We start from the raw sequence: 26,001 nt of genomic DNA on the forward strand, positions 1-26,001 counted from the left end.
CACCCCGGAGAGCGCCGCTCCGGCCCCATCCGTCCCCTCCGGATCCGCCCCCTCCGGCCTTGCCTCTCCGGCAGACCCCGCCCAAAGGAGTACCGCCATGCCCAGCAGACGCCGTGCGCTGACCCTGCTCGCGGGTGCGGGCACCGCACTCACCCTCGGCGCGCCCGCAGCCCTGGCCGCGCCCGCGCACCCGCGCCCCTTCGGCCGTTACGGTGCGCCGTCCCGGCGGCTCGACGCCCTGACGCTGTACGTCGACCCGCGCGGCAGGGGCGACCACACCGACGTACAGTCCGCCGTCGACGCCGCGTCAGGCCCCGGGCACACCCTGGTGCTCGCCCCGGGCACCTACCGAGGCCCGGTGCTCGTCACCGCCGACCGGGCGGAGCTCACCGTGATCGGTGCGAGCGGCGACCCGCGCGACACCGTCATCGTCCACGACAACGCGGCCGGCACGCCCAAGCCCGACGGGTCCGGCACCTACGGCACGAGCGGTTCGGCCACCGTCACCGTCGCGGCCGCCGGCTTCACCGCCCGCGACGTGACCTTCGCCAACGACTGGCTGCGCTCCGACAACCCGGAGTACACAGACACACAGGCCGTCGCGATCAAGGTGCAGGGCGACCGATCGGCGTTCCACGGCTGCCGGTTCCTCGGCCACCAGGACACCCTGTACGCCGACTCCCTCGCCCTCACCGATTTCGCCCGCCAGTACTACCGAGACTGCTATGTGGAGGGGGACGTCGACTTCGTCTTCGGCCGTGCCACCGCCGTCTACGACCGCTGCCACTTCCGCACCCTGACCCGCACGGACCTGGCCTCCGCGCCGTACGGCTTCGTCTTCGCACCCAGCACCGCAGGGGCCAACCCGCGCGGCTACCTGGTCCTGGGGTCCCGGGTCACCAGCACCGCCCCTGACGCGTACTACAAGCTGGCCCGCCCCTGGGTGCCCTCGTCGGACCTCACCGCACACCCGATGCTGACGGTCCGCGACAGCCATCTCGGTGCGGGCATCGACGCGGTCACGCCGTACGACACGATGTCCTCGGGCTTCCCGTGGCAGGACCAGCGCTTCGCCGAGTACCGCAACACCGGCCCCGGCGCACGCGTCACCGTCCCCGGCAACCGGCCCCAGCTGACCGCATCCGAGGCCCGCGCGCACACGGTGGCCCGGTACCTCGGCGACTGGCGTCCCTACGCGTGAACCTGGGGATCACCGGGCGCGTCCTTCCGGCCTTCTACGAGCGGCTGAGGGACGAACTCACCTTCCCGCTCTCCTGGGAGAGGTCCGTGGCCCGTGACTTCCCGGCCTGGCGCGCGGGGGCGCGCGCCGTGGTCGGGGAGTCGCTGCTGCAGCCGACGGCTCCCGGTCCCGAGCCCTTCGACCCGGTGACCGTCGAGGAGCGTGACGAGGGGACGTACACCGCGCGGACCGTGGAGTTCGCGCTCAGCCGCTACGGACGGGCGCACGGCTCTCTGCTGACGCCGCACGGGTCAGGGCCCTTTCCCGCGGTGCTGGTCCTTCACGATCACGGGGCGGAGTTCACGATCGGCCGGGAGAAGGTCGTACGGCCGGGACCGGACCTCGTCGCGCGGGCCACCGCATGGGCCGACCGGTGCTACGACGGCCGGTTCATCGGCGACGAACTGGCCGCCCGCGGCTACGCAGTGCTCGCCGTGGACACCCTGGGCTGGGGTGACCGGGGCCCGCTGGTCCACGAGGACCAGCAGGCTCTGGCCGCCAACCTCTTCCAGCTGGGTACGTCGCCGGCCGGCCTCGCCGCCCATGAGGACATCCGTGCCGCGGCCTTCCTCGCCTCGCTGCCCGAGGTGGACGAACGACGCGTCGGGGCGCTGGGCTTCTCCATGGGCGCCTACCGTGCCTGGCAGCTGTCCGCACTGTCCGACGGCATCAGGGCGGCGGCGTCCGTCTGCTGGATGACGGGGCTCAAGGAGATGATGGTCCCGGGCAACAACACGCTGCGCGGCCAGTCCGCGTACTTCATGCTCCACCCCGGGCTGCACCGCCATCTCGACATCCCGGACGTGGCGTCACTCGCAGCCCCCAAGCCCGCACTGTTCCAGGCGGGCGGCAGGGACCACCTCTTCACGGCGGCCGGGGTGGAGTCGGCGTACGCGAAGCTGCGCGCGGTCTGGGAGTCACAGGGGGCGGGCGACCGGCTCACCACCACCCTCTGGCCGGAGACCGGGCACGTCTTCTCGGCGGCCATGCAGGACACGGTGTACTCCTGGCTGGACAGCTGGCTGGCCCCGGAACCGATGGACCCGGAACCTGCGCCGTCCTGACCGCCGCTGCTCAGCCCCGTAACGCACTCCCGCTGCTCAGTCCCGCCCGTCGTCGAGCGCGGGGGCGCCGGTGAAGGTGGTGGCCTGTGACGCCGCGGTGAACGTGTCCTGGAGCCGGGAGCGCAGGCCGGGGAGCGTCTTCGGTCCTGGCTGCTGCGCCCACTGTTCCATCGCGGAGTGGAACGCGGCGACGAGGAGGTCCTGGGCCAGGCGCGGACGAAGGTCTTCCGTATCGGTCAGTCCGAGCCTGCCGCAGAGCATCCGCCAGGTCTCGTCGCTGATGCGGTCGCAGAAGCTGAGGCAGTGCGCGGTGATCGAGGGCGAGGTCTCCGCGAGCTGCCGGCCGGCGACGGCTCGTTCCGCCCAGCGTGGCGTCGTCATCCCCTCCAGCGCCGCGAGCAGCACCTCCTGGAGCGTCTCGAAGACGGTGCCGCGGGTGGGCGTGAGGGACTCGATCTCGTGCTGGTACGCCAGCCACAGCTCGTGATGGGGAGCCACGGCGACGTCCTCCTTGCCGGCGAAGTAGCGGAAGAACGTCCGCTTGGAGACCTCGGCCGTCGCGCAGACCTCGTCCAGCGTCGTCTCGGCGAAGCCGTTCTGCTGGAAGAGCCGCAGTGCGGTGTCGATGAGGGCGTCCCGGGTCTGCTGCTTCTTGCGTTCCCGCAGCGAGGTGGGGGGCCGGGGCGCCGACTTCGAGGGGGTGGTGGACATGACGTCACCCTACCAAGAAATCTGCTACTGATACGCTTGTGCCACTCAGTGCCAGTTTTTACCCAAGGGGCGTGTTCATGAAAGCCGTCATCGTGTCGTCGTTCGGGGACTCCGGTGTGCTGCGGGTCGTCGACCGGCCCGAACCCGTGCCGGGTCCTGGTCAGGTCCTGATCCGGGTGGAAGCCGCAGGTGTCGGCTACGTCGACGTCATGGCGCGCAACGGCGACTACCAGCCGCTCGCCGAGCCCGGCTTCGTGCCGGGCGTCGAGGTGGCGGGCACCGTCGCCGCCGTGGGGGAGGCGGTGGGCGAACGCTGGGTCGGCCGACGGGTGTTCGTGCTGACCGGAACCGGGGCCTACGCGGAATCGGCCGTCGCCGACGTCCGCGACGTCGTGCGTGTGCCGGAAGGGGTCAGCGCCGCGGACGCGGTCGCGCTCGGTGTGAACGCGCTGGTCGCGGGCCTGGGCCTGAAGAGGGCGAACGTGAGGGAAGGCGAGCGGGTGCTGGTCAGGGGCGCCGGCGGTGGTATCGGGCTGATGGCGGTGCAGCTGGCTGCCCTGTCCGGCGGTGTGGTGACCGCGATCACCTCATCGCCCGAGCGCGGGGAGCGCCTGCGCGGCCTCGGGGCCGCACATGTCCAGGACCGTGCGGCAGGCCAGGACGGCAGCGAGGACACCTACGACATCGTCGTCGACCCCGTCGCGGGGCCGGATCTGGGCCGCTACATCGAGACGCTGCGGCCCGACGGCCGGTATCTGCTGGTCGGAGCCGCGGGAGGCGCACCGGAACCCGCCGCCCTCGGAAGCCTTCTGACCACGTATCACAACTCGCCCACGCTCCTCGCCTTCAGCCTCAACTCCGTCAGCTCCGAAACCGTCGGGGAGGAGGCGGCCGAACTCTTCGGACGCGCGGCCCGGGGTGAGCTCCGGGCGGTCGTCGACGAGCGGATCCCTCTCGCCGAGGCGCGCCGCGCGCACGAGCGCATCGAATCGACTCCGGTGTTCGGGAAGATCACGCTGCATCCCTGATGCCCTGATGCCCTGATGCCCTGATGCCCTGACTGCTCTGATTGCCCTGATGCCCCCCAGGCCCGGACCGCGGACGCGCCGTGGTCCGGGCCTGCGGATCCCGGGTCAGTCGTAGCTGATGTCGGACTCGGAGTAGAGGCAGTACTCGCCGTCGGGGCCGCTGCCCGTCTCGGGCGGCTCGGCGCCGGTGTCGTTGCCCTCGTAGCGGACGCACGGCTTGATCTTCTTGCTGCTGTCGCCGTGGATCCTGATCGAGCTCAGCGTGGCGGTGTCCCCGTAGTTGCTGTTGATGCCGACCAGGGACTTGCCCGGCGCCGTGACGTCGACGTCCTTCACGACGATGTCGCGCTTGTACATCGTGGAGCAGTTGCCGCAGGACCGCACGAGCTTGCCGAAGTCCTCGACCTGGAACCCCGAGACGGTCAGCGTGCCCGTGCCGTTGAACTGGAACACCTTGTCCTCGGCACCCTTGGCGCCGCCGCCCTTCACCGTGTACACGGAGCTCGACGACTTGCCCAAGAACGTGGCGGCGTCCTCGCCGACGTCCGTCCACCAGACGTTCTCGAGGGTGCAGCTGCCGGAACAGTGGACGCCGTCGGCGGCGGGGGAGCCCAGGACGACGTTCTTGAGGGTCGCGCCGTCGGCCAGTTCGAACAGCGCGTCCTGGCCCTCCTCCTGGCCGCCGCCGCCGAGGTCGCCCTCGCCGTAGAACTCCTTGAGGCCGCCGTCGTAGCTGCCCGAGACCTCGATGGTCTCCGAGACGGCCTCGCTGCCGCTGGGGGTGGGCCATTCGGCCACCGCGGCGGCTGTCGCGTCCGCCGGTGCCGCGCCCGCGGGCTGGAGCATCATGTTCGTGGCCAGGGCGGCACCGGTGAGGCCCAGGGCCGCGGTCAGCGCGGCGGCCATGCGGCGCTTGCCGACGCGGCGGCGGTGTGTGTGCGCTCGTTCACTCATGTCGACTGATCCCGTTTCTGGAAGGTGGGGGGAGCGTCTTGCACTCCTGAGTCGCCGCCGTCCACGGAACGGTTGCCGGGGTTCCGGATCGTTCTCGCTCAGCGCCTGGCGCCGAAGTCGCCACCCACCGAGGTCTGTTCACCCGTCGCACGCCCCCGCCCACGCGCCGTGTAGTCGTCGCGTCCGGTGTCGCGGGTGCCCTCCGCGTGGTTGTACTGCCCGGCGAAGGTGTGCGTCCCGGCCGGTACGCTCCTTCCCTGCTTCAGGGTCCAGCGGTAGACGAGGTAGCCGCCGTCCTCGCGCGCCGAGACCACGAAGTCCTCCTCGGGCAGCGAGCGCCAGGAACCGGTGCTGTTCACCCCGCCGTTCAGCGCGATCCGCAGTTCGACGGTGAGCGCGGACAGTGTCCGGGCCGTCGTGACCGTCACTTCGCTCTGCGCCCAGTAGTCGTTGCTGTTCGGATTCAGCGAACCCTTCGACGTCAGCGGTCCGTCCTCGGCGGGCAGCGCACCGCCCCGGCGCGGGGACGGTGTCGCGGAGGCGGCCGACGAGGGCTCGGCGGCCACCCGCTGACCGCCCGCGGGCTGTTCACGGCCGGCCGTCGATGTGACCGCGAACGCCCCGGCCGTCAGCACCCCGCACACCGCCGCCGTCGCGCCGGCGACCCGCAGCCACGGCATCGGCGTACGAGGCGGGCGGGCGGGACGGGCCGGTGACTCCTGCGCCATGCCGCGCTCGATCCTGGCCAGCATCCGAGCCCGGTCGGGGCGGTGCGAAGCGGCGGCTGCCCGCAGCCGCTCCCGCAGGTCCTCGTCCATCAGTGCCTTCCTCCGGTGCGCTGTCCGGCGGCGGCCACCTGCACCTGTGCCGCCGGGGCCTCGGGGCCGAGCAGCCGCTGGAGTTCCGCCACACCGCGCGAGGTCTGGCTCTTCACCGTACCCACCGAGATCCCGAGGACCAGAGCGGTGTCGCGTTCGGACAGGTCGAAGGCGTGCCGCAGCACCACGCACGCACGCTTGCGGAACGGCAGCCTGCGCAGCGCACCCTGGACGTCCACCACGGCCGACACGTCGGGCCCGTCCGTCGCATAGCCGTCCCCGGCACCGCGCGGCGCCCAGAACAGCGCGATTCTTCGGCGCTCCCGTACCGCGCTGCGGATGCGCGTACGGGCCAGGTTGGCGACGACCCCCCTCGCGTACGCCACCGGGTGGTCGGCACCCCTGACACGGTCCCAGCGGTGCCAGAGCGCCATGAGCGCGTCGGCCGCCAGATCGTCCGCCGCATCGGCCTCACCCGTCAGCAGATGGGCGAGCCGGGCGAGTTCGGCGTAATGCGCCTCGAAGAACGCGTGGAACTCGGCGGCAGCGGCATCATCCACGACGGTGCCCACGTGTACCCCTTCTCCGGCACTGGATCCCTGCGCGCTCCAACGGACTGTGTACGTTCCCAGGTCCGTTCGCGGGGCGAGAGCGTACCAATGGACCCCGGAAGCGCTTCGACGCGTGCGCCTCCCAGTAAGGCGTAACACGAGGGAAACGTGAAGCCCTGGTGCCGAAGAAACCGCTCGGCTCACGCGGTGCCGGGCTCCGCGAGCCACCGGGTGCGCAGGCCCGTGCGGCGGGCGATCGCCTCGAAGTCGGCGTCGTAGTGGAGAAGGGTGAGGTCCGTCTCCCTCAGTCCGCCAGGGCCGCCTTCATCATTTTCTGTGCGATCGGTGCCGCCAGGCCGTTGCCGCTGACCTCGGAGCGGGCCGCGCCGGAGTCCTCGACGACCACCGCGACCGCGACCTGCTTGCCGGTGGAGTCGTCCTTCGCGTACGAGGTGAACCAGGCGTACGGGGTGTTGCTGTTGTCCACGCCGTTCTGCGCGGTTCCCGTCTTGCCGCCGACCTCGGCGCCGTCGATCTTCGCGTTGCTGCCGGTGCCCTTCTCCACGACGGTGACCATCGCGCTGCGCAGCTGCTCGGCGGTGGACGCCTTCACGACCTGCTCGGTGTCGCCGTCCGGATACTCCTGCAGCGTGGAGCCGTCGGCGTCCGTCACCTTGGAGACCATGTGCGGCGAGGCCAGCTTGCCGTCGTTGGAGAGGGCGGCCGAGACCATGGCCATCTGCATCGGGGTCGCGGTCACCTCGAACTGGCCGATGCCGGTCAGCGCGGTCTGGGCCTCGTCCATGCCCTTCGGGTACACGCTCTGCGAGGCCCGCACCGGCACGTCCAGCTTCTCGGTGTCGAAGCCGAAGGCGTCGGCCATCGCCTTCAGCTTGTCCTGGCCGAGATCGGCCGCCACCTTCGCGAAGACGTTGTTGCAGGAGTACTGGAGGGCCGTGCGCAGTGTGGCGTTCTTGCAGGGGGCCGAGGGGTTCTCGTTGGACATGGGGGTGGTCGTGTTCGGCAGGGTGTACGGGTCGGGGCTGTCCGTGGGGTCGTCGACCGAGTCGTACAGGCCGTTCTCCAGCGCCGCCGACGCGACCACCAGCTTGAACGTCGAACCGGGCGGCAGCGGCTGTCGCAGTGCCCGGTTGACCAGCGGCTTGCTCGTGTCGTCCAGCAGCTTCTGCCAGGCGTCACCGTCCGACGTCCCGCTGATGTCGGAGGGGTCGTAGGAGGGGGACGAGACCATGCCCAGGATCTGTCCCGTCTCCGGGTCCATCGCGACCGCGGCTCCCCGGTCGTCGCCGAGCGCCTCGTAGGCGGCCTTCTGCACGTCCGGGTCGATCGTCGTCAGGACGTTGCCGGGGGCGGTCTGCTTCCCGGTGATCACGTCGGTGGGATTCTTCAGCCGGTCGTCGGTGCCGTCGAGGACATCGCTGTAGATGCCCTCCAGCTGGGTGGCGCCGTAGGCCTGCGAGCTGTAGCCGGTGACCGACGCGTACAGCTCACCCTGGGTGTAGGTGCGCTTGTACCGCAGGTCGTCGCCGTCCGTCTCCTTCGATCCGGTGACCGGGGATCCGGCCACGATGATGTCTCCGAGCGGCTGCGCGTACTGCGCGATCGTGTTCCGCCGGTTGTGTTCGTCGTCTGCGAGCGCCCGTGCCTCGTACGCCTGCACCCAGGTCGCCCGCACCAGCAGTGCGAGAACCATCAGCAGGCAGAAGACCGAAGCGCGCCTGATCGTCTTGTTCATCCCGCTGGAGGGACGAACGGGGGCGCCGGAGACGTTCCCGTCCGTGTTCCTTCTCACCGGTTTCTCAGGCGCACCGCTGCGGTGCCGTTTCCGATTCCGGCGCTCAGAGCCTGCGGGTCGCCAGGGTGAGCCGGTCGCGGGCGTCGAACAGGGCGTCCTTGACCATCTGCTCGTGCGCCGGCGTGAGCCGGGCGACCGGCACCGAGCAGCTGATCGCGTCGCGCGCCGGAGTGCGGTACGGGATGGCGATGCCGAAGCAGCGCAGCCCCAGGGTGTTCTCCTCGCGGTCCACCGCGTAACCCTGCTCGCGGATGAGGTGCAGCTCCTCGATCAGCTTCTCGCGGTCGGTGAGGGTGTGCTCCGTCAGCGCCGGCAGCGTCTCGGGCAGCATCTTGCGGACCTGCTCGTCGCTGTGGGTCGCCAGCAGCGCCTTGCCGAGCGAGGTGGAGTGCGCCGGCAGCCGGCGGCCGACCCGGGTGAAGGGACGCAGATAGTGCTGGGACTGCCGGGTGGCGAGGTACACCACGTTCGTCCCGTCCAGCCGTGCCAGGTGGATGGTCTCCGTGGTGTCGTCGGAGAGCCGGTCCAGGGTGGGGCGCGCGGCGGCGACGACCTCGTCACCGTCGATGTAGGAGGTGCCGACGAGCAGGGCGCGTACGCCGATCCCGTACCGCGTGCCCGTGGCGTCGGTCTCCACCCAGCCGAGCTCCACCAGTGTGCGCAGCAGCATGTAGAGGCTGGACTTGGGGTAGCCGACGGCCTCCTGCACCGCGGCCAGGGAGTGCATACCGGGACGCCCCGCGAAGTATTCGAGGAGTTCCACCGTCCTCACAGCGGACTTGACCTGCGCCCCACCGGACTCGCCAACCGACATGCCTCATGCCCCTTCCAGCCTGCTCGTACGACCCTGCAACTTCTTGCCAACACCGATCGCCCGGAAATAGAGTTCCTGTGTATTCACGATCAGGAACGCTGTTCAGAATACCGAACAACTTCTCCTGTGTGGCAGTGGACCGGAAGGAAACACCGTGGCAGCAGCACCAGTCTGGAGCGTCGACCCCCGAACGGGGAACCCGCGTGAGCAGGTTGCGGTGGAGGCGACAGCGGAAGAGGTCGACCGTGCGGTCCGGGCGGCGCACGCCGCTCGCGGAGCACTGGCCGACCGCACCGTACGCGCCGCGTTCCTCCGCACCGCGGCCGACCTGCTCGCCGGGGCCGAGGAACACGTCATCGAGGCCGCCGACGCGGAGTCCGCGCTCGGCCCGGCCCGGCTGACCGGCGAACTCGCCCGTACGGCCGCCCAGTTGCGGGCCTTCGCGGAGGTCGTGGACGAGGGCGCCTACCTCGACATCCACATCGACCACGAGGACGGCAGCAGGACCCCGCCCTGGCCCGACCTGCGCCGCTACAAGATCCCGCTCGGTGTCGTCGCCGTCTACGCCGCCAGCAACTTCCCGCTCGCCTTCTCCGTCCCGGGCGGTGACACCGCGAGCGCGCTCGCCGCGGGCTGCCCCGTCGTCGTCAAGGCGCACCCCGACCACCCCGCGACCTCGGAGCTCTGCGCCTCGCTCCTGCGCAGGGCAGCGACACAGTACGGCCTGCCCGAGGACGTCCTGACCGTGGTCCACGGCTTCGAGGCGGGTGTCGAGCTGGTGAAGCACCCGCTCGTCTCCGCCGCCGGTTTCACCGGCTCGGTCCGTGGCGGCCGCGCCCTGTTCGACGCCGCGGCCGCCCGGCCCACCCCGATCCCCTTCCACGGGGAGCTCGGTTCGCTCAACCCGGTCGTGATCACGGAGGCCGCCGCCGCCGAGCGCGGTGAGCAGATCGGTGCCGGGCTCGGTGGCTCGATGACCATGGGCGTCGGACAGTTCTGCACGAAGCCCGGCTTCGTGTTCGCCCCGTCGGGTCCGGCGGGCGACCAGCTGCTGAAGTCGCTGACCGAGACGGTGAGCGGCACGGGCTCCGGGGTCATGCTCGACCACCGGATGCGCGAGGCCTTCGTCCAGGGGGTGGCCGAGCGGGCCGCGCTCCCGGACGTGGACGCCCCGGTCACCCCGGGCGCGGGCGGCGAGCACACCGTCTCGGCCGGCTTCCTGACCGTACCGGCGGGGCGGCTGGCCCAGGAGGGGCCGCACGACGCGCTCCTGGAGGAGTGCTTCGGCCCCGTCACCGTCGTCGCGCGCTACGACTCCGCCGACGAGATCACCGCCGTGCTGTCCCGTCTGCCCGGCAACCTCACCGCCACCCTCCAGATCGCCACGGAGGAGGCCGACGGCGGCGCCGCGGGCCTGCTGGCCGAGCTCACCCCGGTGGCCGGCCGTGTCCTGGTCAACGGCTGGCCGACCGGCGTCGCCGTCGCCCCCGCCCAGCACCACGGCGGGCCGTACCCGGCGACCACCTCCACCTCCACCTCGGTCGGCGCCACCGCGATCGAGCGCTGGCTGCGTCCGGTGAGCTACCAGTCGACGCCCGAGGCGCTGCTGCCGCCCGAGCTCCGCGAGGGCAACCCGCAGCAGCTGCCGCGACGGGTCGACGGGCGGCGCGCATGACGGCCGTGCGGCTCCCCGAGCTCCCCTTCGCCCTGGAGCCCGCCGGGCCCGACGGCGGATGGGCGTACGGGGAAGGCGTGCTGACCGGCACGGCAGGGGCGAAGCAGGACCGTTTCGTCCCGCCCGGCGGTGACGACCTGGAGCCGGCCACCGACGCGCCGCGCCTGCTGGGCCCGGCGCCGGAGGGCGACTTCCAGCTGATCGCCCGGGTGAGCGTCGGCTTCGCCGCGGCCTTCGACGCGGGGGTGCTCTACCTCCATGTCGGCGAGCGGGAGTGGGCCAAGCTCTGCCTGGAGCTCTCCCCGGAGCGCCCGACGATCTGCACCGTCGTCACCAGGGGCCACTCCGACGACGTGAACTCCGCCGTTGTGGAAGGGGACAGCTGCTGGCTGCGGCTCAGCCGCATCGGCAGCTCCTTCGCCTTCCACGCCTCGGCGGACGGTGAGCACTGGACCTTCGTCAGGCTGTTCACCCTCGGCACGGAGGAGGCACGGGCGGCGGCCCGTATCGGCTTCCTCGTCCAGTCACCGACCGGCGACGGCTGCGCCGTCTCGTTCGACCGGATCGCCTTCAGGCCCGGCGGCCCGGGCGATCTGCGCGACGGCAGCTGACGACCCCGTACACCCGCGAAGGGCCCGGATCCGTACTTGGGTTCTAGAGATCGTCGCAACACCCCAGTTCAGGGGATGCGATGGATTTCAAGATCCGGGACAGGTCCGTCATCCAGGGGCGCCGTTCCTTGTCCGAGGAGCGGCGCTTCTACCTTCAGCTCATGCAGCAGGGCGTGAGCAACAAAGAGGCGTGCCGGGCCGTCGGCATCAACGAGAAGACCGGACGGCGCTGGCGTAACGGCCGCGCCCCGTCCGGCGGGCATGTCGGGGCGCCACCGATCAACACGGTGGCGCCCCCGCCTGGTCCCTCGCGGTATCTGCGGGAAAGCGACCGGATCCACATCGCCGACCGGCTGCGGGAGAAGGCGACGATCCGGGCGATCGCGTCCGAACTCGGCCGCAGCCCGTCCACGGTCAGCCGGGAGATCCGCCGCAACCGGCATCCGGGCAACGGCCAGTACCGGCCGCACGCAGCCCAGGCCCGCGCCGATGCCCGCCGGCCCCGCCCCAAGCCCGGGAAGATCGGCCAGAACCCCAGACTGCGGGACTTCATCCAGGACCACCTGCACATTCGGTGGAGCCCTGAACAGATCTGCCAGGCTCTGCGGGCACAGTTCCCCCAGCAGCCGGAGATGCACGTGGTCCACGAGACCGTCTACCAGGCCCTTTACGTCCAGGGCCGGGGCGAACTACGCCGCGAGCTGGCCCGCGCTCTGCGCACGGGCCGCGCCCGACGCAAACCCCGCCGCCAGGCCCAGCAGCGCCAGCCACGGTTCGCCACCCCGATGGTCATGATCAGCGAACGACCTGCGGAGGCGGAGGACCGAGCCGTCCCCGGCCACTGGGAGGGCGACCTCATCATCGGCAAGGACGGGAAGTCGGCCATCGGCACCCTGGTCGAGCGCGCCACCCGCTACGTCATGCTCCTGCATCTGCCCGGCGACCACGGCGCCGAAAGCGTCCGGGACGCGCTGGTCTCCACGGTCCAGACCCTGCCCGCTCACCTGCGACGATCGTTGACCTGGGACCAGGGAAGCGAGATGGGCAGCCACGGCTCCTTCACCATCGCCACCCAGGTCCCGGTCTACTTCTGCGACCCCGCCAGCCCCTGGCAACGAGGCTCGAACGAAAACACCAACGGCCTGCTCCGTCAGTACTTCCCCAAGGGCACCGACCTCGCCGCCCACCCCCGCGAACACCTCGACGCCGTCGCCGCTGAACTGAACGGCCGCCCACGCAAAACGCTCGGCTGGGAAACCCCAGCCGAGCGCCTGCATAAACTGATCGCCGTCTGATCAAACCAGCCACGTGTTGCGACGATCCCTAGAAACCGCCGTAAGGATTCGGGCCCTTCGTCCGTGGAGCCCCGGTCTGCCGCCTGCCGTCTGATGTTCACCTGTACGTCACCCAGGATCCTCCTGCAATCAACCCGTGTTTCTCACGGCTTCCTCATGCGGCCTTGATTGCGTGTCCGTGCCGGCCAGGTCCGGCACGGACACGCAAGGAGGCGCAAGGTGTCGCGACCCGACATGGCCGCATCCCACGGGTCCCGGGACGGCGACGCCCCGGCCCCCGAGGGCGACCAGCCGCAGCACGTGGCGAGCAGGCTGCACGCGTTCAACCGGTTCGAGCTGAAGTACCTCGTGCCCGTGGAACAGGCCGCCGAGATCCGGGAGGAACTCGGCGAGCGGATGGACCGCGACCTGAACAGCCCGGTGGGCGGTTACGGGGTCTGGAGCCTGTACTACGACAGCCCCGAGCTGCGGTTCTACTGGGAGAAGATCGAAGGCCTGAAGTTCCGGCGCAAGCTGCGGATCCGGCATTACGGAGACCTCGACGGAGTCACCGAGGAGTCACCGGTGTGCGTGGAGATCAAGCAGCGCGTGAACCGGGTGACGCAGAAGCGCCGCATCACCCTGCCGTACGCCACCGCCAGAAGGCTGTGCGACGACCGGGAGATGGTGGAGCACTCGCCCCAGGAGGGGCCCTTCATCCATGAGGTGCTGGACCTCGCGGTCCGGCTGAACCTCCGCCCGATGGCGATCACCGGCTACCAGCGCGAGGCGCTGGTCGGCCGTGCGTCCGACACGGGGCTGCGGGTCACGTTCGACCGGCGGATCCGGGGCCGTGACCGCGACTTCCACTTCGGGACCGAGACACCGGAGAACAGGTTCACCATCCCGCCCCACATGACGGTGATGGAGATCAAGGTCAACGAGCGCACACCGCACTGGATCACGGACCTGGCCGCGCGCCGGAACCTGAGCCTGGTGCGGGTCAGCAAGTACGTGCAGTCCATCGAAGCCTTCGGCCTGGCGCCCAGGTCGGTCTTCCACGTGGCGGAGGCGGACTGTCCGCCCCCCACCCCCCACACCCGACTGCCGCTGGGGCAGCCGGCGGCGCCACACGCGCCGGTGAAAGCAGGAGCAAAGTGAACTTCGATCTGCAGGAACTCAGCGGGACGTTCAGCGTCGCCGACGTGGTCGCCGCCATGGCGCTGTCGTTCATCCTGAGCACAGTGATCGGTTACACCTACCGGTACACGCACCGCAACGTCTCGTACAGCCAGTCCTATGTCCAGACGCTGGTCATCGTCGGCATGATCGTTGCCCTGATCATGCTGGTCGTCGGCTCGAACCTGGCACGGGCGTTCTCCCTGGTCGGCGCCTTGTCCGTCGTCCGGTTCAGGAACGCGGTCAAGGAGACCAGGGACGTCGGCTTCATCTTCCTGGCGATGGCCATCGGGATGGCCTGCGGCGCCCGCTTCTACACGCTGGCCGCCGTCGGCGCCGTCGTGATCTGCGTCGTGATCCTCGTGATGTTCAAGTTCAACTGGTTCGCACTGAACGTCCAGCGCCAGGTCGTCAAGGTCCAGGTCCCCGCGGGCGAGGACTACACGCCCGCCATCCGTGACGTGCTGATCAAGTACACCAGCGAGTTCGAGCTGGTCAGCACCGAGACGATCCGCGGCGGAGCGCTCAACGAGGTGTTCTACACGGTACGGATGAAGAAGGGCACCGAACCCGGTGACCTCGTCACGGCCCTGCAGGAGCGCACCTCGGGGCAGCGGGTGACGGTACTGACCGGTTACGACACGACCGACCTGTGATGAGCGGCGGTACGACGCCGGTGCGCCGGAAGCGGCTCAAGGACCGCCTCCCGGTGCGGCTGCGGCATCACTGGAAACCGGCCGGAGCGCTGTGCGTGGGCCTTGCCGTCATGGTGTACGCCTTCGGTGACGCCCGTATCTCGCCCTACGTCACCTCGGCCTCGCAGGTGGAGGCCAACACGATCACCGACGACGTCAAGGGCTCGGTCGACCTCTACGACTCCACGGTCAAGCACTCGATCCAGCTGTCGTACGAGCAGACCGACTTCGACAAGATGATGAAGGAGTTCAAGGACGACGGGACCAAGGACCCCATCAAGGCTGACGTCACCATCGACGGGGTCTACCTCCAGGACGTGGGGATCCGGCTGAAGGGGAACTCCACCCTCCAGTCCCTGAGCGGTAACAAGGGCGGACCCGGTGGCGGCGGCGGAAGGCCCGGCGGAGCCGGGCAGGACGACGCCCAGAAGCAGGACGGCGGGGACCAGGCCGCGAACGGCGGCGGTCCTGCTGCGGGTGCTGCGGGTGGCACCGGTGCCGCAGGCGGTGATGATGCCGCCGGTGGTGACAAGGCCGGTGGTGCCGGTGGTGCCGGTGGTGGCGGGGGAGGGATGGCGCAGTTCAATCTCTCCGCCGACAAGCCGGAAGAGCTCCCCCTGCTCATCAAGATCGACGAATTCGTCGAGGGCCGCGCCTACCAGGGCGAGCGGGAGATCTCGCTCCGTCCGGGCGCCGACGCACAGGTGCCGCTGAACGAGGCCCTGGCCCTGTCGATGACGGACGCCAGCGGGGCGACGGCCGAGCGGTACGGCTTCACGACGGTCTCCGCCAACAACGGTCCTTCGGTCACCAGGCTCATGGTCGAGAACCCCGACACCGACTACGCCGAGGACATCGACGGCAACGGGATCCTGTACAAGGCGAGGGCCGACGGCAGCTTCGACTACAAGGGCGACGACCCCTCCGACTACGAGACGTCCTTCCGTCAGCTGAACAAGGTCGGAAGCCAGGACCTCGAACCCGTCATGAAGCTCATCAAGTGGGTGGACAAGGCGTCGGACAAGGAGTTCGCCGCCGACCTCGACAAGCACATCGACGTCGAGTCCTTCGCGGAGTACGTCGCCGCGCAGAACCTGCTGATGAACTTCGACGACATGGCGGGCCCCGGCAAGAACTACCTGCTCTGGTACGACCTGGACACGAAGAAGTTCTCCATCCTCGGATGGGACTACAACATGACCTTCAGCGGAGACACCGCCGCCGGGCCTGACGACTCGATGACCATGGGCGGCGGCCGCCCCGGAGGCACGGCCGAAGCCACCAAGGACGGTGACGAGGCAGCCCAGGGCGGGGCAGCGCAGGGCCAGGACGGAGCCGCCCAGGACCAGGGCGACATGCCCGCCGCTCCCGAAGGGGCACCGGAGGGGATGCCGGGCGGCACAGGTGAGGACGGCCCGCAGGGCGGCTTCCCGGGTGGCGCCGGCACAGACGCCCCGGGCGGAGACGCCAAGGGCGACGGTGACAAGGCGAAGGGTGGCGGCGGCATGATGTCGGGACATGCGCTGAAGGAACGCTTCCTGGAGCTCGACGCCTTGGACCCCGTGTACAAGAAGGCCTACAAGAAGCTGTACAAGGAGATCTTCAGCTCCGGTGCGGCACTCAAGGCACTGGACGGGATCTCCGAACAGGTGGCGAAGGCCGGTGTCGACGCGGCCGAGCTGAAGAAGGCCGTGGCCACGCTGCGCACGACCGTCACCGCGCGCACCGAGGCACTGGCGAAGGACACGGAGGTAACCGGGTGACCACCGGCGCCCCGGACACGGATCTCCCCCGATCCGGTCCGGGGCGCCGGTACATCCGCGTACCCGCGTCAGCCCTTCCGTTCCGTACGGTGGAGAGCGCCCCGCGTACCCAGGCCCGCCCCGGCCGACGTATGAACCGCCCGTACCACCCGAGGTGAACCAGCCGTGACGGCTTCATCAGCCCGGCACACCGTTCTGGTCGTCGAGGACGACCCGAGCATCCGCACCCTGCTCACCTCCGCCCTGCACGCCGCCGGGTACGCCGTCACATCGGCCGGAACCGGGCAGGACGCCCTGTCGGAGACGGACCGGGGCGGGCCCGACCTGATCGTGCTGGACGTGATGCTCCCCGACACCGACGGCTTCACCGTGACGCGCGAACTGCGCGCCAGGGGCGTCTACACCCCGGTCCTCTTCCTCACCGCACGCACCGATGTCGAGGACCGCATCATCGGCCTCAGCTCGGGCGGGGACGACTACGTCACCAAGCCGTTCCACGTCCAGGAGATCCTGCTGCGGGTGCGCGCCATCCTCCGCCGCAGTGCCGGACCGCACGCACCGCCGCCGCCCGACGAGCGCCCGCCGCTGCGCTACGCCGACCTCACCCTCGACGAAGAGGCCCACGAGGTGCACCGGGCCGGGCAGCGGGTACCGCTGTCGCCGACCGAGTTCCGGCTGCTGGCCTGCCTCATCGCGCAGCCGGAGAAGGTGCTGGAGAAGCAGCAGATCCTTCAGAAGGTCTGGCACCACGACTTCGCCGGTGACACACGCATCGTCGACACGTACATCAAGAACCTGCGCCGCAAGATCGACCGCACGGAACCGCTGCTCATCCACACCGTGCGTGGCGTCGGTTACTGCCTGCGCCTGCCACGGGACACGAGGGCGTGAGGACGGTACCGGGCCGCCTGCGCCCACGCTCCCTCCGTACGCGACTGGTCCTGATCGCCACGGTCCTCGCGACCGCGGCGGTCCTGGTGTGCCAGGCCACCGGGCTGACCCTCATGCGCTCCTGGCTCGTCGGGCAGGTCGACGACCGGCTCACCGACTTCCGCCCGCCCGAGCCCGTCTACCGGGACATCGCCGACGGCACCGCGCCCGCCCACCGGCCGCCCCCGCACGAAACGCTGCCCTCGGACTTCCGTGTCTACTTCTACGACGCCGATGGCCGCCTCCTGCCCGCCTCGCTGGGCAGCGGCCGTGGCGAACCACATCTGGCCGAGGACATCACCGCCCGCGATCCCGCGGACGGCCGCCCCGCCACGGTGCCCGCCAGGGACGGAGGGGGCAGCTGGCGCGTCGTCGCCGACTCAGGGCCCGACGGGATGCGCGCCGTCGTCGCCCTCCCGCTGGACTCCGTGGAGGAGGCGACGTCCAAGCTGCTCTGGTTCAGCCTGGCCATCGGCGCGTTCGCCGCGGGCGGAGTCATGCTGCTGGGCGGCGCCGCCGTACGCCTCGGGCTCCGGCCGCTGACCCGCGTCGAACACACCGCCCGCAGCATCACCAGCGGCCGGCTGGAACAGAACGTCGCCGGCACCAGCCCCGACACCGAGGTCGGCCGGCTCGGTATCGCCTTCAACACCATGCTGGACCAGCTGCGCGCCGCCCTGCACCGCAAGGACAGGACCGAACGCCGGCTGCGCCGCTTCATGGCGGACGCCGGACACGAACTGCGCACCCCCCTGACCTCCCTCCAGGGCTTCGCCGAACTCCTGCTGGACGACCCGGACATGTCCCCGGCCCGCCGGCGTGAGGCCCATGAGCTCATCGCGCAGAACGCGGACCGGATGAGCCGCCTGGTCGACAGCCTCTTCCTGCTGGCCAAGCTCGGCGACGCCCCCACCACCGAGCACGGACCCGTCGACCTGCTCTCGCTGGCCGCCGACGGCATCGCCGCGTCCGCCGCACGCCACCCGGACCGGCGCATCGCCCTCGCCCCCCTCGGGGCCGGGTACGGCGCCGACCCTGCGGAGCTCGACGTCGTGGAGGCCTCCGGCGACCCCCACCAGCTGGCCCAGGTGCTGGCCAACCTCCTGGACAACGCCTGCACCCACACCCCGCCGGGCACCCGGCTCCAGGTACGCGTCGGCAGCCTGCGCGCCGGTCCGCGCACCGGAGGCACCGACCGCCCGGGCCGCACCAGCACAGGACCGCCCCTGCCCGCCGGCACCCCGGCCCAGGTCATCGAGGTCGCCGACGACGGCCCGGGCCTGACACCCGAGGAAGCACAGCAGGTCTTCGACCGCTTCTACCGGGTGCCTCCGGCCCCCGACGCCCTCCGTGACAGCGGCTCCGGCCTGGGCCTCGCCATCGCCTCGACGATCGCCGAGGCCCACGGAGGCCGCCTGGAACTCGACACGGCCCCCGGCGCGGGCTGCACCTTCCGCCTGCTGCTCCCGGCCTCCGGCGGGACGTGAGACGCCCGTACGCCCCTACCATCCCCGGAGGGTACGCCGCCTCGGTTGAGGTCCGCGCAGGGGAGGTCAGGGACAGGGAAATCGGGCATTTCGCCCGGGTTTTGGTCCGTAACCTCCCGGCGGTCGCAGGCGGCCCCACTGCGGCCATGCGGAGGCCGTTCAACGTTCACCTTTTGGCGCGAGTCTCCTCGTGCGGCCCGCGCGGCACAGGCAGGGCCGGCGATACCAATCCATCGCGAGCGGTCATCAGCCACGAGGAGCGTCATGGGACACGGGCACGGGCACGGACATCACCACCACGATCACGAGCACGACCACACTCACCAGCACGAGACGGCGCCCCTGCCCGCCGCCTTCGACACCTCCGTCCCGGACGAGGCGCTGAGTCCGGAACAGCAGTCCCGCCGGACCCTGTTGCGCCGTGCCGGACTGCTCGGCGCCGGTGTGGCCGCGGGCAGTGTGCTGGCCGGTGCGGCGAGTGCTCCCGCGTACGCCACCGGGAGCCGCTCCGGCCGCCGCCGCGGCAACAAGGGCTTCCTGTGGCTGGCGGGTGACCACCACATCCACACGCAGTACAGCAGCGACGGCAAGTACCGTGTCGTCGACCAGGTCCGTCAGGGCGCACGGCACGGCATGGACTGGCTGGTCATCACCGACCACGGCAGCGAGACGCACGCCAAGATCGGCGTGGAGAAGGTCAACCCGGACATCAAGGCCGCCCGTTCCGCCTATGAGGACACCCTCGTCTTCCAGGGGCTCGAGTGGAACATCCCGGCCGCCGAGCACGGCACGGTCTTCGTCCACCCGGGCAGGAACGAGGTCTCCGTACTCAAGCAGTTCGAGACCGGTTACGACGGCGCCGTGAAGGAGGCGACCGGCTCGACCCCCGCCAACGAGGCGCTCGCCATCGCCGGCCTGACCTTCCTCTCCGAGCAGGTCAAGCGCCGCAAGGTCAAGGACGCCCTGATGCTCGCCAACCACCCGGCGCGCAAGGGCATCGACTCCCCGCACGAGATCCGGGCCTGGCGGGACGCCACCTCGGGCGGCCACCGCATCGCGGTCGGCTTCGAGGGCGCACCCGGCCACCAGGCGGGCGGCCTGCCCGAGCCGCTCGGTCCCGGCGGTGCGCGTGGCATCTACGACAACAGCCCCGGCAGCGACTCCTTCGCCGGCTACCCGCTGGAGAGCTACCGCACCTGGGGCGGCTTCGACTGGATGACGGCCACCGTCGGAGGCCTGTGGGACAGCCTGCTCGCCGAGGGCAAGCCGTGGTGGATCACCGCCAACTCCGACTCGCACCAGGTCTACGGCGACACCGCGGCCCGTGGTGGCGGCGACTTCGACGCCGACGGCCGTTACGGCGACCCGGTCTACGGCGGGCAGATCGACATCACGGAGAACGACTTCTGGCCCGGCTACTACAGCCGTACGCACGTCGGCTCCGAGGACTTCTCCTACGCCTCCGTCATGGACGGCATCCGTGCCGGCCGCGTCTGGGTCGACCACGGACAGCTCATCAGCGGCCTCGATGTCCGGGTGTCGGGCGGCAGCCGCTGGGCGACCCTGGGCGGCGCGCTCCAGGTCAGGAAGGGCACCCGTGTCACCCTCACGGTGGAGGTGACTCCGGCGGGCGGGCCCAACTGGGCGGGTTTCCAGCCCACACTGGCCCGCGTCGATGTCATCCAGGGCGATGTCACCGGTGTGGTGAAGGACAAGGACACGTTCACCGCCCCGAGCGCGAAGGTCGTCAAGTCCTACGAGGTGAAGAAGTCCTCCGGCGCCCTCCGTATCACCTACGACCTGGGGCGCGTCGACCGGCCCGTCTACCTCCGGCTGCGCGGCACCGACGGCAACCGTTCCGCCGTCGGCGCGATGGGCGCGTCCGTCGACCCGGCGGGTCCGGCCATCGACGTCGTCGGGGACGCCGACCCGTGGCGCGACCTCTGGTTCTACTCGAACCCCGTCTGGGTCCTGCCGTCGTGAACCGACCGCCGTACGCCATCGGCATCGACACCTCGGTGACCCGGCTGTCCGAGGCGGACCGGCTGCTGCGGGAGATCGCCACCGGGCTCGCCCTGCCGCCCGACGCGTTCGGCTGCACCCATCTGGTGCGGGACGCCGACGGCGGCCGGCCGCGGGTGGCGCTGTCCCTGGCCGCCGGGTCCGAGGCCGTCATCGAGGGCGCCAGGGACCGGCTCACGGGCCAGGGGCACCAGGTGCAGGACGGCGTCTGGGACGGAGCGGGGCGTGCGGTGCTCTATCCGGGCGCCGACGGACTGAAGGGCACCCTCACGGTCGCCGAGCTGGTGAGCCGTTCGGCTATCGAGCGCGTCCAGGTCCTCGGGGCGCAGGACGGGCCGGACCCGTCGATCCGCGTGGTCACCCGGGAGTTCGTCCGGCCGCAGTGGCGGGAGGGCGAGCTGGTACTCGCCGCGATGCCCGCTGTGGGCGGCACCCTGGTGCCGTTCGAGGTGCCGGACCCGACTCCCTGCTGCGCGGACCACTGAGGGTCCGGCGGGCCCGTACGGCACCATGCCGGACGGGCCCCGCCCCGGCGCCGGGAATCAACCGCTCCGTCCGCACGTTGAACCGGCCGCGGAGGCACCCTCCGCAACCGGTACCGCAGAACTGGAGAGCGGAAGAGTCATGCGCGTCGAGATATGGAGCGACATCGCCTGCCCGTGGTGCTACGTCGGCAAGGCCCGCTTCGAGAAGGGCCTGGCCGGGTTCGCCCACCGCGACGACGTCGAGGTGGTCCACCGTTCCTTCGAGCTCGACCCGGGCCGGGCCAAGGGCGACACCGAGCTGGTGATCGACATGCTGGCCCAGAAGTACGGGCGCAGCCCCGAGGAGGCCCGGGGCATGGAGGCCAACGTCGCGGCGAACGCGCAGGCCGAGGGGCTCGGCTACCGCGCCGACGGGCGTGACCACGGCAGCACCTTCGACATCCACCGGCTGCTGCACCTCGCCAAGGCACGCGGACGCCAGGACGAACTGCTGACGCGCGTCTACCGGGCGAACTTCGCCGAGGAGCGCTCCGTCTTCGACGACGCGGTGCTGGCCGACCTGGCCGTCGAGGCGGGACTCGACGCCGACGAGGTGCGCGCGGTGCTGGCCGACCCCGGGGCGTACGCCGACGACGTGCGCGCCGACGAGCGCGAGGCGGCCGAGCTGGGCGCCAACGCCGTCCCGTTCTTCGTCCTCGACCGGCGCTACGGCATCTCGGGCGGGCAGCCCGCCGAGGTCTTCGCCCAGGCGCTGGAGCAGGCGTGGAAGGACCGTGAGGTCCCCGGCCTCACCCCGGTCGGCGGGGACGCGGCGGCCTGCGACGCGGACGGGGCCTGCGACGTACCCCGGCCGGAGGCGTCCGACCAGCACGTATAAGGCCTTCTTGGGCGCGCCGCTCGAACTCGTGTGATTGACGCGAGGTGGGGCGGCCGTCAGGCTGTCCGGCATGGAGACTTCTGCGATCGACCGGGTCAGGACCACCGAATTCGCATCCGAAACCACCTATCTGAACACCTCCAGCTGCGGACTGCTGCCCCGTCGCGCGGTCGAGGCCGTCAAGTCCCTGGCCGATGACTTGGGCGCCGGTGTCAGGGGCGGTGGGGGAAGCTTCGAGTCGGTGGACGCCGCCCGTGCCGGGTTCGCCCGGATCGCCGGGGTCACGCCGGGCAGGGTGGCCCTCGGCGGCTCGGTCGCCGCGCATGTGGGACTCATCGCGGCCTCCCTCCCTGCGGGCGCCGAAGTCCTCGCCCCCACGGGGGAGTTCAGCTCCGTCGTCAGCCCCTTCGCCGTACGCGGGGACCTGGAGATGCGGTACGTCCCGCTCGAAGGTCTTGCCGACGCCGTACGGCCCGGTACCGCGCTCGTCGCCTTCTCGGCCGTCCAGTCCTCCGACGGCCGGGTCGCCGACCTGGACGCGGTCCGCGCGGCAGCCGCAGCGCATGGGGCCCGTACGCTGCTCGACGCCAGTCAGTCGGCCGGATGGCTGCCGCTCGACGCAGGCGCCTACGACTACACCGTCACCGGTGGATTCAAGTTCCTGCTGGGCCCCAGGGGCGCGTCGTTCCTGACGGTGACCGAGGAGGCGCAGCAGACCCTGCGCCCGCTCTACGTGGGCTGGGTCGCCGCCGATGACCGCTGGAACAGCACCTACGGGCCGGTCGAGAAGCTCGCCGCCGACGCCCGTCGCTTCGACGAACCGGTCGCCTTCCTCTCCTACCACGCGGCCGAGCAGTCCCTGGCCCTGCTGTCCGAGGTCGGGGTGGACGCCGTGTACGCCCGTGCCACGGGGCTCGCCGCCCGCTTCCGTGAAGGGCTCGCCTCGATCGGGCACGCGTCGGTGCCCGGCACGTCCGCCATCGTCGCCGTGCCCGGCCTGGGTAGCCGGGAACCCGATCTGGCCGCCGCCGGGGTGATGGTCTCGGCCCGGGCGGGGAATCTGCGGGCCTCCTTCCACCTGTACAACACCGAGGCCGACGTCGACCGTGCGCTGGACGTCCTGGCCGGCTGAGCTGAGCTACTGCGCGGGGCAGTCCTCGGTCTCCTGGCAGAGGTTGGACTCCACCTTGGCCAGCAGCCGGGTCAGCTCCGCGCGTTCGGCTGGTCCGAGCCCCGCGAGGGTGTGCTCCTCCAGGCCCGACCAGGCGCCGCGCACCTCCGTGTACAGGGCGCAGCTCTCCTCGGTCGCCTCCACCAGGACGGCCCGCCGGTCGTCCGGGTCGGGGCGGCGGCGCACATGCCCGGCCTGTTCGAGGCGCTGGAGCATCTTGGTCACGGTGGACGGGTCGAGGTCCACGGCCTTGATCAGCTCGGCCTGCCGGACCGCCCCGGTGTCCCACAGATGCATCATCAGGAACTCCTGCCCCGGGTAGAGCCCGAGCCCCTTGAGCAGCCGGCCCGCCGTGATCCTGTGCAGCCTGGCCACCCGTGAGACCGCGTGACTGACGGGGCCGCCGAGTGCCGCCCCGGGCAGCACGCCGAGGCCTGCGGGATCGGCGGAGGCGGTGCGGTCGGCCTTCATCGGCACTCCTCGGTGCGGTGCGGTGCGGTGCTGCGCTGTGCGGATGCAGTGCTGTGCAGTGCTGTGCGGTGCGGGTTCATGACGTCCTCATGAACTTTACCTTGGTCGGCCAACTAATGGGTTACAGTGAGCCGCACGTTGATTACTTGGCCGACCATGTAAATGCCTCGGAGGCTTTCATGACCACCGTGTTCGATCCCGTCGACCTCTCGGGTACGCAGCTCTCCAACCGCATCGCCCTGGCGCCGATGACCCGGAGCAGGGCGGGCGAAGGGGGCACGGCCACCGACCTCACCGTCGACTACTACACCCAGCGCGCCTCGGCCGGACTGCTCATCACCGAGGGCATCCAGCCCTCCGCGGCGGGACAGGGGTATCCCTCGACCCCCGGCCTCTACAGTGCCGAGCAGGTCGCCTCCTGGCGTAGGGTCACCGACTCCGTGCACGCGGCGGGCGGGCGGATCTTCGCCCAGATCATGCACGCGGGCCGGATCGGTCACCCCGTCCTGCTGCCCGACGGGCTGGTCCCGGTCGCGCCCTCTCCCGTCGCGGCGCCCGGGCAGGTCTACACGCAGGTGGGGCCGAAGGACTTCGTGGAGCCGAGGGAGCTCACCGACGCGGAGATCCGCGCGACCGTCGATGACTTCGTCACGGCCTCCCGCAACGCGGTCGACGCGGGCTTCGACGGTGTCGAACTGCACGGCGCCAACGGATATCTGATCCACCAGTTCCTGGCCCCCAACACCAATCTGCGCACCGACGCGTGGGGAGGCTCGGTCCAGGGCCGTATCCGCTTCGCCGCCGAGGTGGTCAAGGCGGTCGCCGCCGAGATCGGCGCCGGGCGGACCGCACTGCGCATCTCGCCCGGAAACCCCTACAACGGCGTCGACGAGCCGGAGCCTGACGCCGTCTACACCGCGCTCGTCGCGGAACTGGAGCCGCTCGGGCTCGCCTACCTCCACATCCTGGAGGAGGTGGACATCCGTGAGCTGACACTCGCGCTGCGCAAGAGGTTCACGGGCACCCTCGTCATCAACGTGTTCTCGGACGGGCCGACAGGACCCGAGCACCACACGGTCATCGACGACGGGATCGCCGACATCATCACCTACGGCGCCCTGTTCCTCGCCAACCCGGACCTGCCGGCCAGGCTGAAGGCCGGCGGGCCCTTCAACACCCCGGACCCGTCGACCTTCTTCGGCGGCGGCGCGAAGGGCTACACCGACTACCCGGCGCTGGACGCCTGACCCGAGGGCAGGCCCGTACGCCGAATCCCTGCGCCGGGCCCCTACGCCGAATCCCTGCGCACCAGCTCGGTGGGGAGGATGACCGCGGCCGGGTCCTCCCCGCCGATCTGCGCCAGCAGCACCCGTACCATCTCGGCGCTGATCCGGTCCCACGGCTGACGTACCGTCGTCAGCTCCGGGCGCGCCGCGAGCGCCGCCGGTGAGTCGTCGAAGCCGGCGACCGCGATGTCCTGCGGCACCCGCCGGCCCGCCTTCTCCAGCGCGGTCAGTACGCCCTGCGCCATCAGGTCCGACGCGACGAAGACCGCGTCGACGTCAGGGGCCCGCTCCAGCAGCAGCGAGGCCGCAGCCTCGCCGCCGGCACGGCTGTAGTCGCCCGGCACGACCAGCGCGTCGTCGTAGGGAAGCCCGCACTCGGCGAGTGTCGCCCGGTAGCCCGCGAGCCGCTCCACACCGCCGGGGGTGTCCAGCGGCCCGGCGACCGTGGCGATCCGCCGGCGCCCCGACTCGTGGAGGTAGCGCACCATGTCCCGGGCGCCGCCCTGGTCGTCCGCCGCCACATAGCTGACCTTCGACCCCTGCCCCAGCGGCTTCCCGCACGCCACCAGCGGTACGCCGGCGTCGTGCAGCTGGGCGGCGACCGGGTCGCCCGAGTGGCTGGAGACCAGCAGCACCCCGTCCACGTGCCCGGCGATGTAGCGCATGTTCCTTCGGCGTTCCGCCTCCGTCCCCGCGATCATCAGCAGCAGCGGGACGTCGTGCGCGGCGAGCGCCGTGGTGCAGCCACGCAGCAGCACATTGAAGTTCGGGTCCTCGAAGAAGCGTTCCTGGGGTTCGGTCAGCAGGAACGCCACCGAGTCGGAACGTCCGGTGATCAGCGACCGTGCGTGCCGGTTCACGGTGTAGCCGGTCCTGCGTATGGCGGACTGCACCGCGTCGAGCGCGGCCGGGCTGACGTTGTGACCGCCGTTGAGTACCCGGGAGACCGTGCCCCGGGACACCCCGGCCTCCCGGGCGACATCGTGGATCGTCGGCGGCCGGGGACGACCCGTGCCGTTGTGTTCTGTGCGGCGGTTCATGGTGCGATCTTTCATCACTGTGGGAAGCCCTGTTGAGGA

General features: G+C 70.9%; 24 protein-coding genes. 16 read left to right on the plus strand and 8 right to left on the minus strand.

Translation table 11 applies throughout. The annotated features are described in order from the left end of the window. Positions 1–97 precede the first annotated feature (97 nt). Positions 98–1,201: a pectinesterase family protein gene (locus OG623_RS27630; protein WP_406150127.1), complete on the plus strand. Its 1,104-nt coding sequence runs from the start codon at positions 98–100 to the stop codon at positions 1,199–1,201. Then, positions 1,198–2,304 (plus strand): dienelactone hydrolase family protein, encoded by a 1,107-nt coding sequence (locus OG623_RS27635; protein WP_406150128.1) that lies wholly within the window; start codon positions 1,198–1,200, stop codon positions 2,302–2,304. Before OG623_RS27630 ends, OG623_RS27635 begins: the two co-directional genes overlap by 4 nt. A gap of 36 nt (positions 2,305–2,340) precedes the next feature. Here the strand turns inward: OG623_RS27635 and OG623_RS27640 are convergent, their stop codons facing one another. Beyond that, complete coding sequence (locus OG623_RS27640) at positions 2,341–3,015, minus strand: TetR/AcrR family transcriptional regulator (protein WP_406150129.1); 675 nt, start codon at positions 3,013–3,015, stop codon at positions 2,341–2,343. Between the two features lie 77 nt (positions 3,016–3,092). On the opposite strand from OG623_RS27640, the gene OG623_RS27645 reads away from it, so the two are divergent. Continuing rightward, positions 3,093–4,043 carry a zinc-binding alcohol dehydrogenase family protein gene (locus OG623_RS27645; protein WP_406150130.1) on the plus strand — a complete coding sequence of 317 codons (951 nt, stop codon included), beginning with the start codon at positions 3,093–3,095 and terminating at the stop codon, positions 4,041–4,043. A gap of 105 nt (positions 4,044–4,148) precedes the next feature. On the opposite strand, the gene OG623_RS27650 is transcribed toward OG623_RS27645, so the two are convergent. From OG623_RS27650 to OG623_RS27670, 5 genes are all read right to left on the minus strand, one after another. Beyond that, positions 4,149–4,997, minus strand: coding sequence for a pectate lyase (locus OG623_RS27650; protein WP_406150132.1), 849 nt, complete (start codon positions 4,995–4,997; stop codon positions 4,149–4,151). A gap of 98 nt (positions 4,998–5,095) precedes the next feature. Then, positions 5,096–5,815 (minus strand): hypothetical protein, encoded by a 720-nt coding sequence (locus OG623_RS27655; protein WP_406150134.1) that lies wholly within the window; start codon positions 5,813–5,815, stop codon positions 5,096–5,098. Next, positions 5,815–6,387 carry a SigE family RNA polymerase sigma factor gene (locus OG623_RS27660; RefSeq protein WP_406150135.1) on the minus strand — a complete coding sequence of 191 codons (573 nt, stop codon included), beginning with the start codon at positions 6,385–6,387 and terminating at the stop codon, positions 5,815–5,817. The genes OG623_RS27655 and OG623_RS27660 overlap by 1 nt, the downstream gene beginning before the upstream one ends. Positions 6,388–6,670: 283 nt before the next feature. Then, a complete protein-coding gene (locus tag OG623_RS27665; protein WP_406150137.1) occupies positions 6,671–8,122 on the minus strand; it encodes a peptidoglycan D,D-transpeptidase FtsI family protein in 1,452 nt (483 codons plus the stop codon). A gap of 103 nt (positions 8,123–8,225) precedes the next feature. Then, complete coding sequence (locus OG623_RS27670; RefSeq protein ID WP_406150138.1) at positions 8,226–8,996, minus strand: IclR family transcriptional regulator; 771 nt, start codon at positions 8,994–8,996, stop codon at positions 8,226–8,228. Between the two features lie 154 nt (positions 8,997–9,150). Here OG623_RS27670 and OG623_RS27675 point away from each other — a divergent pair, with 154 nt between their 5' ends. The 12 genes from OG623_RS27675 (at position 9,151) to OG623_RS27730 (ending at position 23,126) form a co-directional block, all read left to right on the plus strand. Continuing rightward, positions 9,151–10,671 carry an aldehyde dehydrogenase (NADP(+)) gene (locus OG623_RS27675; RefSeq protein ID WP_406150139.1) on the plus strand — a complete coding sequence of 507 codons (1,521 nt, stop codon included), beginning with the start codon at positions 9,151–9,153 and terminating at the stop codon, positions 10,669–10,671. Beyond that, positions 10,668–11,282: a DUF1349 domain-containing protein gene (locus OG623_RS27680; RefSeq protein WP_406150141.1), complete on the plus strand. Its 615-nt coding sequence runs from the start codon at positions 10,668–10,670 to the stop codon at positions 11,280–11,282. The genes OG623_RS27675 and OG623_RS27680 overlap by 4 nt, the downstream gene beginning before the upstream one ends. A 173-nt stretch (positions 11,283–11,455) precedes the next feature. Continuing rightward, positions 11,456–12,577, plus strand: coding sequence for an IS30 family transposase (locus OG623_RS27685; protein ID WP_406152021.1), 1,122 nt, complete (start codon positions 11,456–11,458; stop codon positions 12,575–12,577). Between the two features lie 234 nt (positions 12,578–12,811). Next, positions 12,812–13,717 carry a polyphosphate polymerase domain-containing protein gene (locus OG623_RS27690; protein ID WP_406152022.1) on the plus strand — a complete coding sequence of 302 codons (906 nt, stop codon included), beginning with the start codon at positions 12,812–12,814 and terminating at the stop codon, positions 13,715–13,717. Beyond that, positions 13,714–14,391, plus strand: coding sequence for a DUF4956 domain-containing protein (locus OG623_RS27695; protein ID WP_099176060.1), 678 nt, complete (start codon positions 13,714–13,716; stop codon positions 14,389–14,391). Before OG623_RS27690 ends, OG623_RS27695 begins: the two co-directional genes overlap by 4 nt. Then, complete coding sequence (locus OG623_RS27700; RefSeq protein ID WP_406150143.1) at positions 14,391–16,193, plus strand: CotH kinase family protein; 1,803 nt, start codon at positions 14,391–14,393, stop codon at positions 16,191–16,193. The genes OG623_RS27695 and OG623_RS27700 overlap by 1 nt, the downstream gene beginning before the upstream one ends. A gap of 165 nt (positions 16,194–16,358) precedes the next feature. Further along, positions 16,359–17,084 (plus strand): response regulator transcription factor, encoded by a 726-nt coding sequence (locus OG623_RS27705; RefSeq protein ID WP_406150145.1) that lies wholly within the window; start codon positions 16,359–16,361, stop codon positions 17,082–17,084. Further along, complete coding sequence (locus OG623_RS27710) at positions 17,081–18,610, plus strand: sensor histidine kinase (RefSeq protein ID WP_406150147.1); 1,530 nt, start codon at positions 17,081–17,083, stop codon at positions 18,608–18,610. The genes OG623_RS27705 and OG623_RS27710 overlap by 4 nt, the downstream gene beginning before the upstream one ends. A 264-nt stretch (positions 18,611–18,874) precedes the next feature. Next, positions 18,875–20,593 (plus strand): PHP domain-containing protein, encoded by a 1,719-nt coding sequence (locus OG623_RS27715; protein ID WP_406150148.1) that lies wholly within the window; start codon positions 18,875–18,877, stop codon positions 20,591–20,593. After that, a complete protein-coding gene (locus OG623_RS27720) occupies positions 20,590–21,117 on the plus strand; it encodes a hypothetical protein (protein ID WP_406150150.1) in 528 nt (175 codons plus the stop codon). Before OG623_RS27715 ends, OG623_RS27720 begins: the two co-directional genes overlap by 4 nt. 139 nt (positions 21,118–21,256) lie before the next feature. Further along, complete coding sequence (locus tag OG623_RS27725) at positions 21,257–21,994, plus strand: DsbA family oxidoreductase (RefSeq protein ID WP_406150151.1); 738 nt, start codon at positions 21,257–21,259, stop codon at positions 21,992–21,994. A 70-nt stretch (positions 21,995–22,064) separates the two neighbouring features. Further along, a complete protein-coding gene (locus OG623_RS27730; protein ID WP_406150153.1) occupies positions 22,065–23,126 on the plus strand; it encodes an aminotransferase class V-fold PLP-dependent enzyme in 1,062 nt (353 codons plus the stop codon). Between the two features lie 6 nt (positions 23,127–23,132). Here OG623_RS27730 and OG623_RS27735 read toward each other — a convergent pair whose 3' ends face one another. Continuing rightward, positions 23,133–23,636: a MarR family winged helix-turn-helix transcriptional regulator gene (locus tag OG623_RS27735; RefSeq protein WP_406150155.1), complete on the minus strand. Its 504-nt coding sequence runs from the start codon at positions 23,634–23,636 to the stop codon at positions 23,133–23,135. A gap of 179 nt (positions 23,637–23,815) precedes the next feature. Between OG623_RS27735 and OG623_RS27740 the strand changes: the two genes are divergently transcribed. Further along, complete coding sequence (locus OG623_RS27740) at positions 23,816–24,883, plus strand: alkene reductase (RefSeq protein WP_406150157.1); 1,068 nt, start codon at positions 23,816–23,818, stop codon at positions 24,881–24,883. Between the two features lie 41 nt (positions 24,884–24,924). Here the strand turns inward: OG623_RS27740 and OG623_RS27745 are convergent, their stop codons facing one another. Further along, a complete protein-coding gene (locus tag OG623_RS27745) occupies positions 24,925–25,962 on the minus strand; it encodes a LacI family DNA-binding transcriptional regulator (RefSeq protein WP_406150158.1) in 1,038 nt (345 codons plus the stop codon). Positions 25,963–26,001 lie beyond the last annotated feature (39 nt).

Source organism: Streptomyces sp. NBC_01012, from assembly GCF_045162755.1.
In the GTDB taxonomy this organism is placed as follows: domain Bacteria; phylum Actinomycetota; class Actinomycetes; order Streptomycetales; family Streptomycetaceae; genus Streptomyces.

Excerpts from the sequence above, each read along its gene's own strand:
- OG623_RS27630 (WP_406150127.1), top strand. The coding sequence starts at position 98 with ATGCCCAGCAGACGCCGTGCGCTGACCCTGCTCGCGGGTGCGGGCACC.
- OG623_RS27640 (WP_406150129.1), bottom strand. The coding sequence starts at position 3,015 with ATGTCCACCACCCCCTCGAAGTCGGCGCCCCGGCCCCCCACCTCGCTG.
- OG623_RS27645 (WP_406150130.1), top strand. The coding sequence starts at position 3,093 with ATGAAAGCCGTCATCGTGTCGTCGTTCGGGGACTCCGGTGTGCTGCGG.
- OG623_RS27650 (WP_406150132.1), bottom strand. The coding sequence starts at position 4,997 with ATGAGTGAACGAGCGCACACACACCGCCGCCGCGTCGGCAAGCGCCGC.
- OG623_RS27655 (WP_406150134.1), bottom strand. The coding sequence starts at position 5,815 with ATGGACGAGGACCTGCGGGAGCGGCTGCGGGCAGCCGCCGCTTCGCAC.
- OG623_RS27665 (WP_406150137.1), bottom strand. The coding sequence starts at position 8,122 with ATGAACAAGACGATCAGGCGCGCTTCGGTCTTCTGCCTGCTGATGGTT.
- OG623_RS27670 (WP_406150138.1), bottom strand. The coding sequence starts at position 8,996 with ATGTCGGTTGGCGAGTCCGGTGGGGCGCAGGTCAAGTCCGCTGTGAGG.
- OG623_RS27680 (WP_406150141.1), top strand. The coding sequence starts at position 10,668 with ATGACGGCCGTGCGGCTCCCCGAGCTCCCCTTCGCCCTGGAGCCCGCC.
- OG623_RS27690 (WP_406152022.1), top strand. The coding sequence starts at position 12,812 with ATGGCCGCATCCCACGGGTCCCGGGACGGCGACGCCCCGGCCCCCGAG.
- OG623_RS27700 (WP_406150143.1), top strand. The coding sequence starts at position 14,391 with ATGAGCGGCGGTACGACGCCGGTGCGCCGGAAGCGGCTCAAGGACCGC.
- OG623_RS27715 (WP_406150148.1), top strand. The coding sequence starts at position 18,875 with ATGGGACACGGGCACGGGCACGGACATCACCACCACGATCACGAGCAC.
- OG623_RS27725 (WP_406150151.1), top strand. The coding sequence starts at position 21,257 with ATGCGCGTCGAGATATGGAGCGACATCGCCTGCCCGTGGTGCTACGTC.
- OG623_RS27730 (WP_406150153.1), top strand. The coding sequence starts at position 22,065 with ATGGAGACTTCTGCGATCGACCGGGTCAGGACCACCGAATTCGCATCC.
- OG623_RS27735 (WP_406150155.1), bottom strand. The coding sequence starts at position 23,636 with ATGAAGGCCGACCGCACCGCCTCCGCCGATCCCGCAGGCCTCGGCGTG.
- OG623_RS27740 (WP_406150157.1), top strand. The coding sequence starts at position 23,816 with ATGACCACCGTGTTCGATCCCGTCGACCTCTCGGGTACGCAGCTCTCC.
- OG623_RS27745 (WP_406150158.1), bottom strand. The coding sequence starts at position 25,962 with ATGAACCGCCGCACAGAACACAACGGCACGGGTCGTCCCCGGCCGCCG.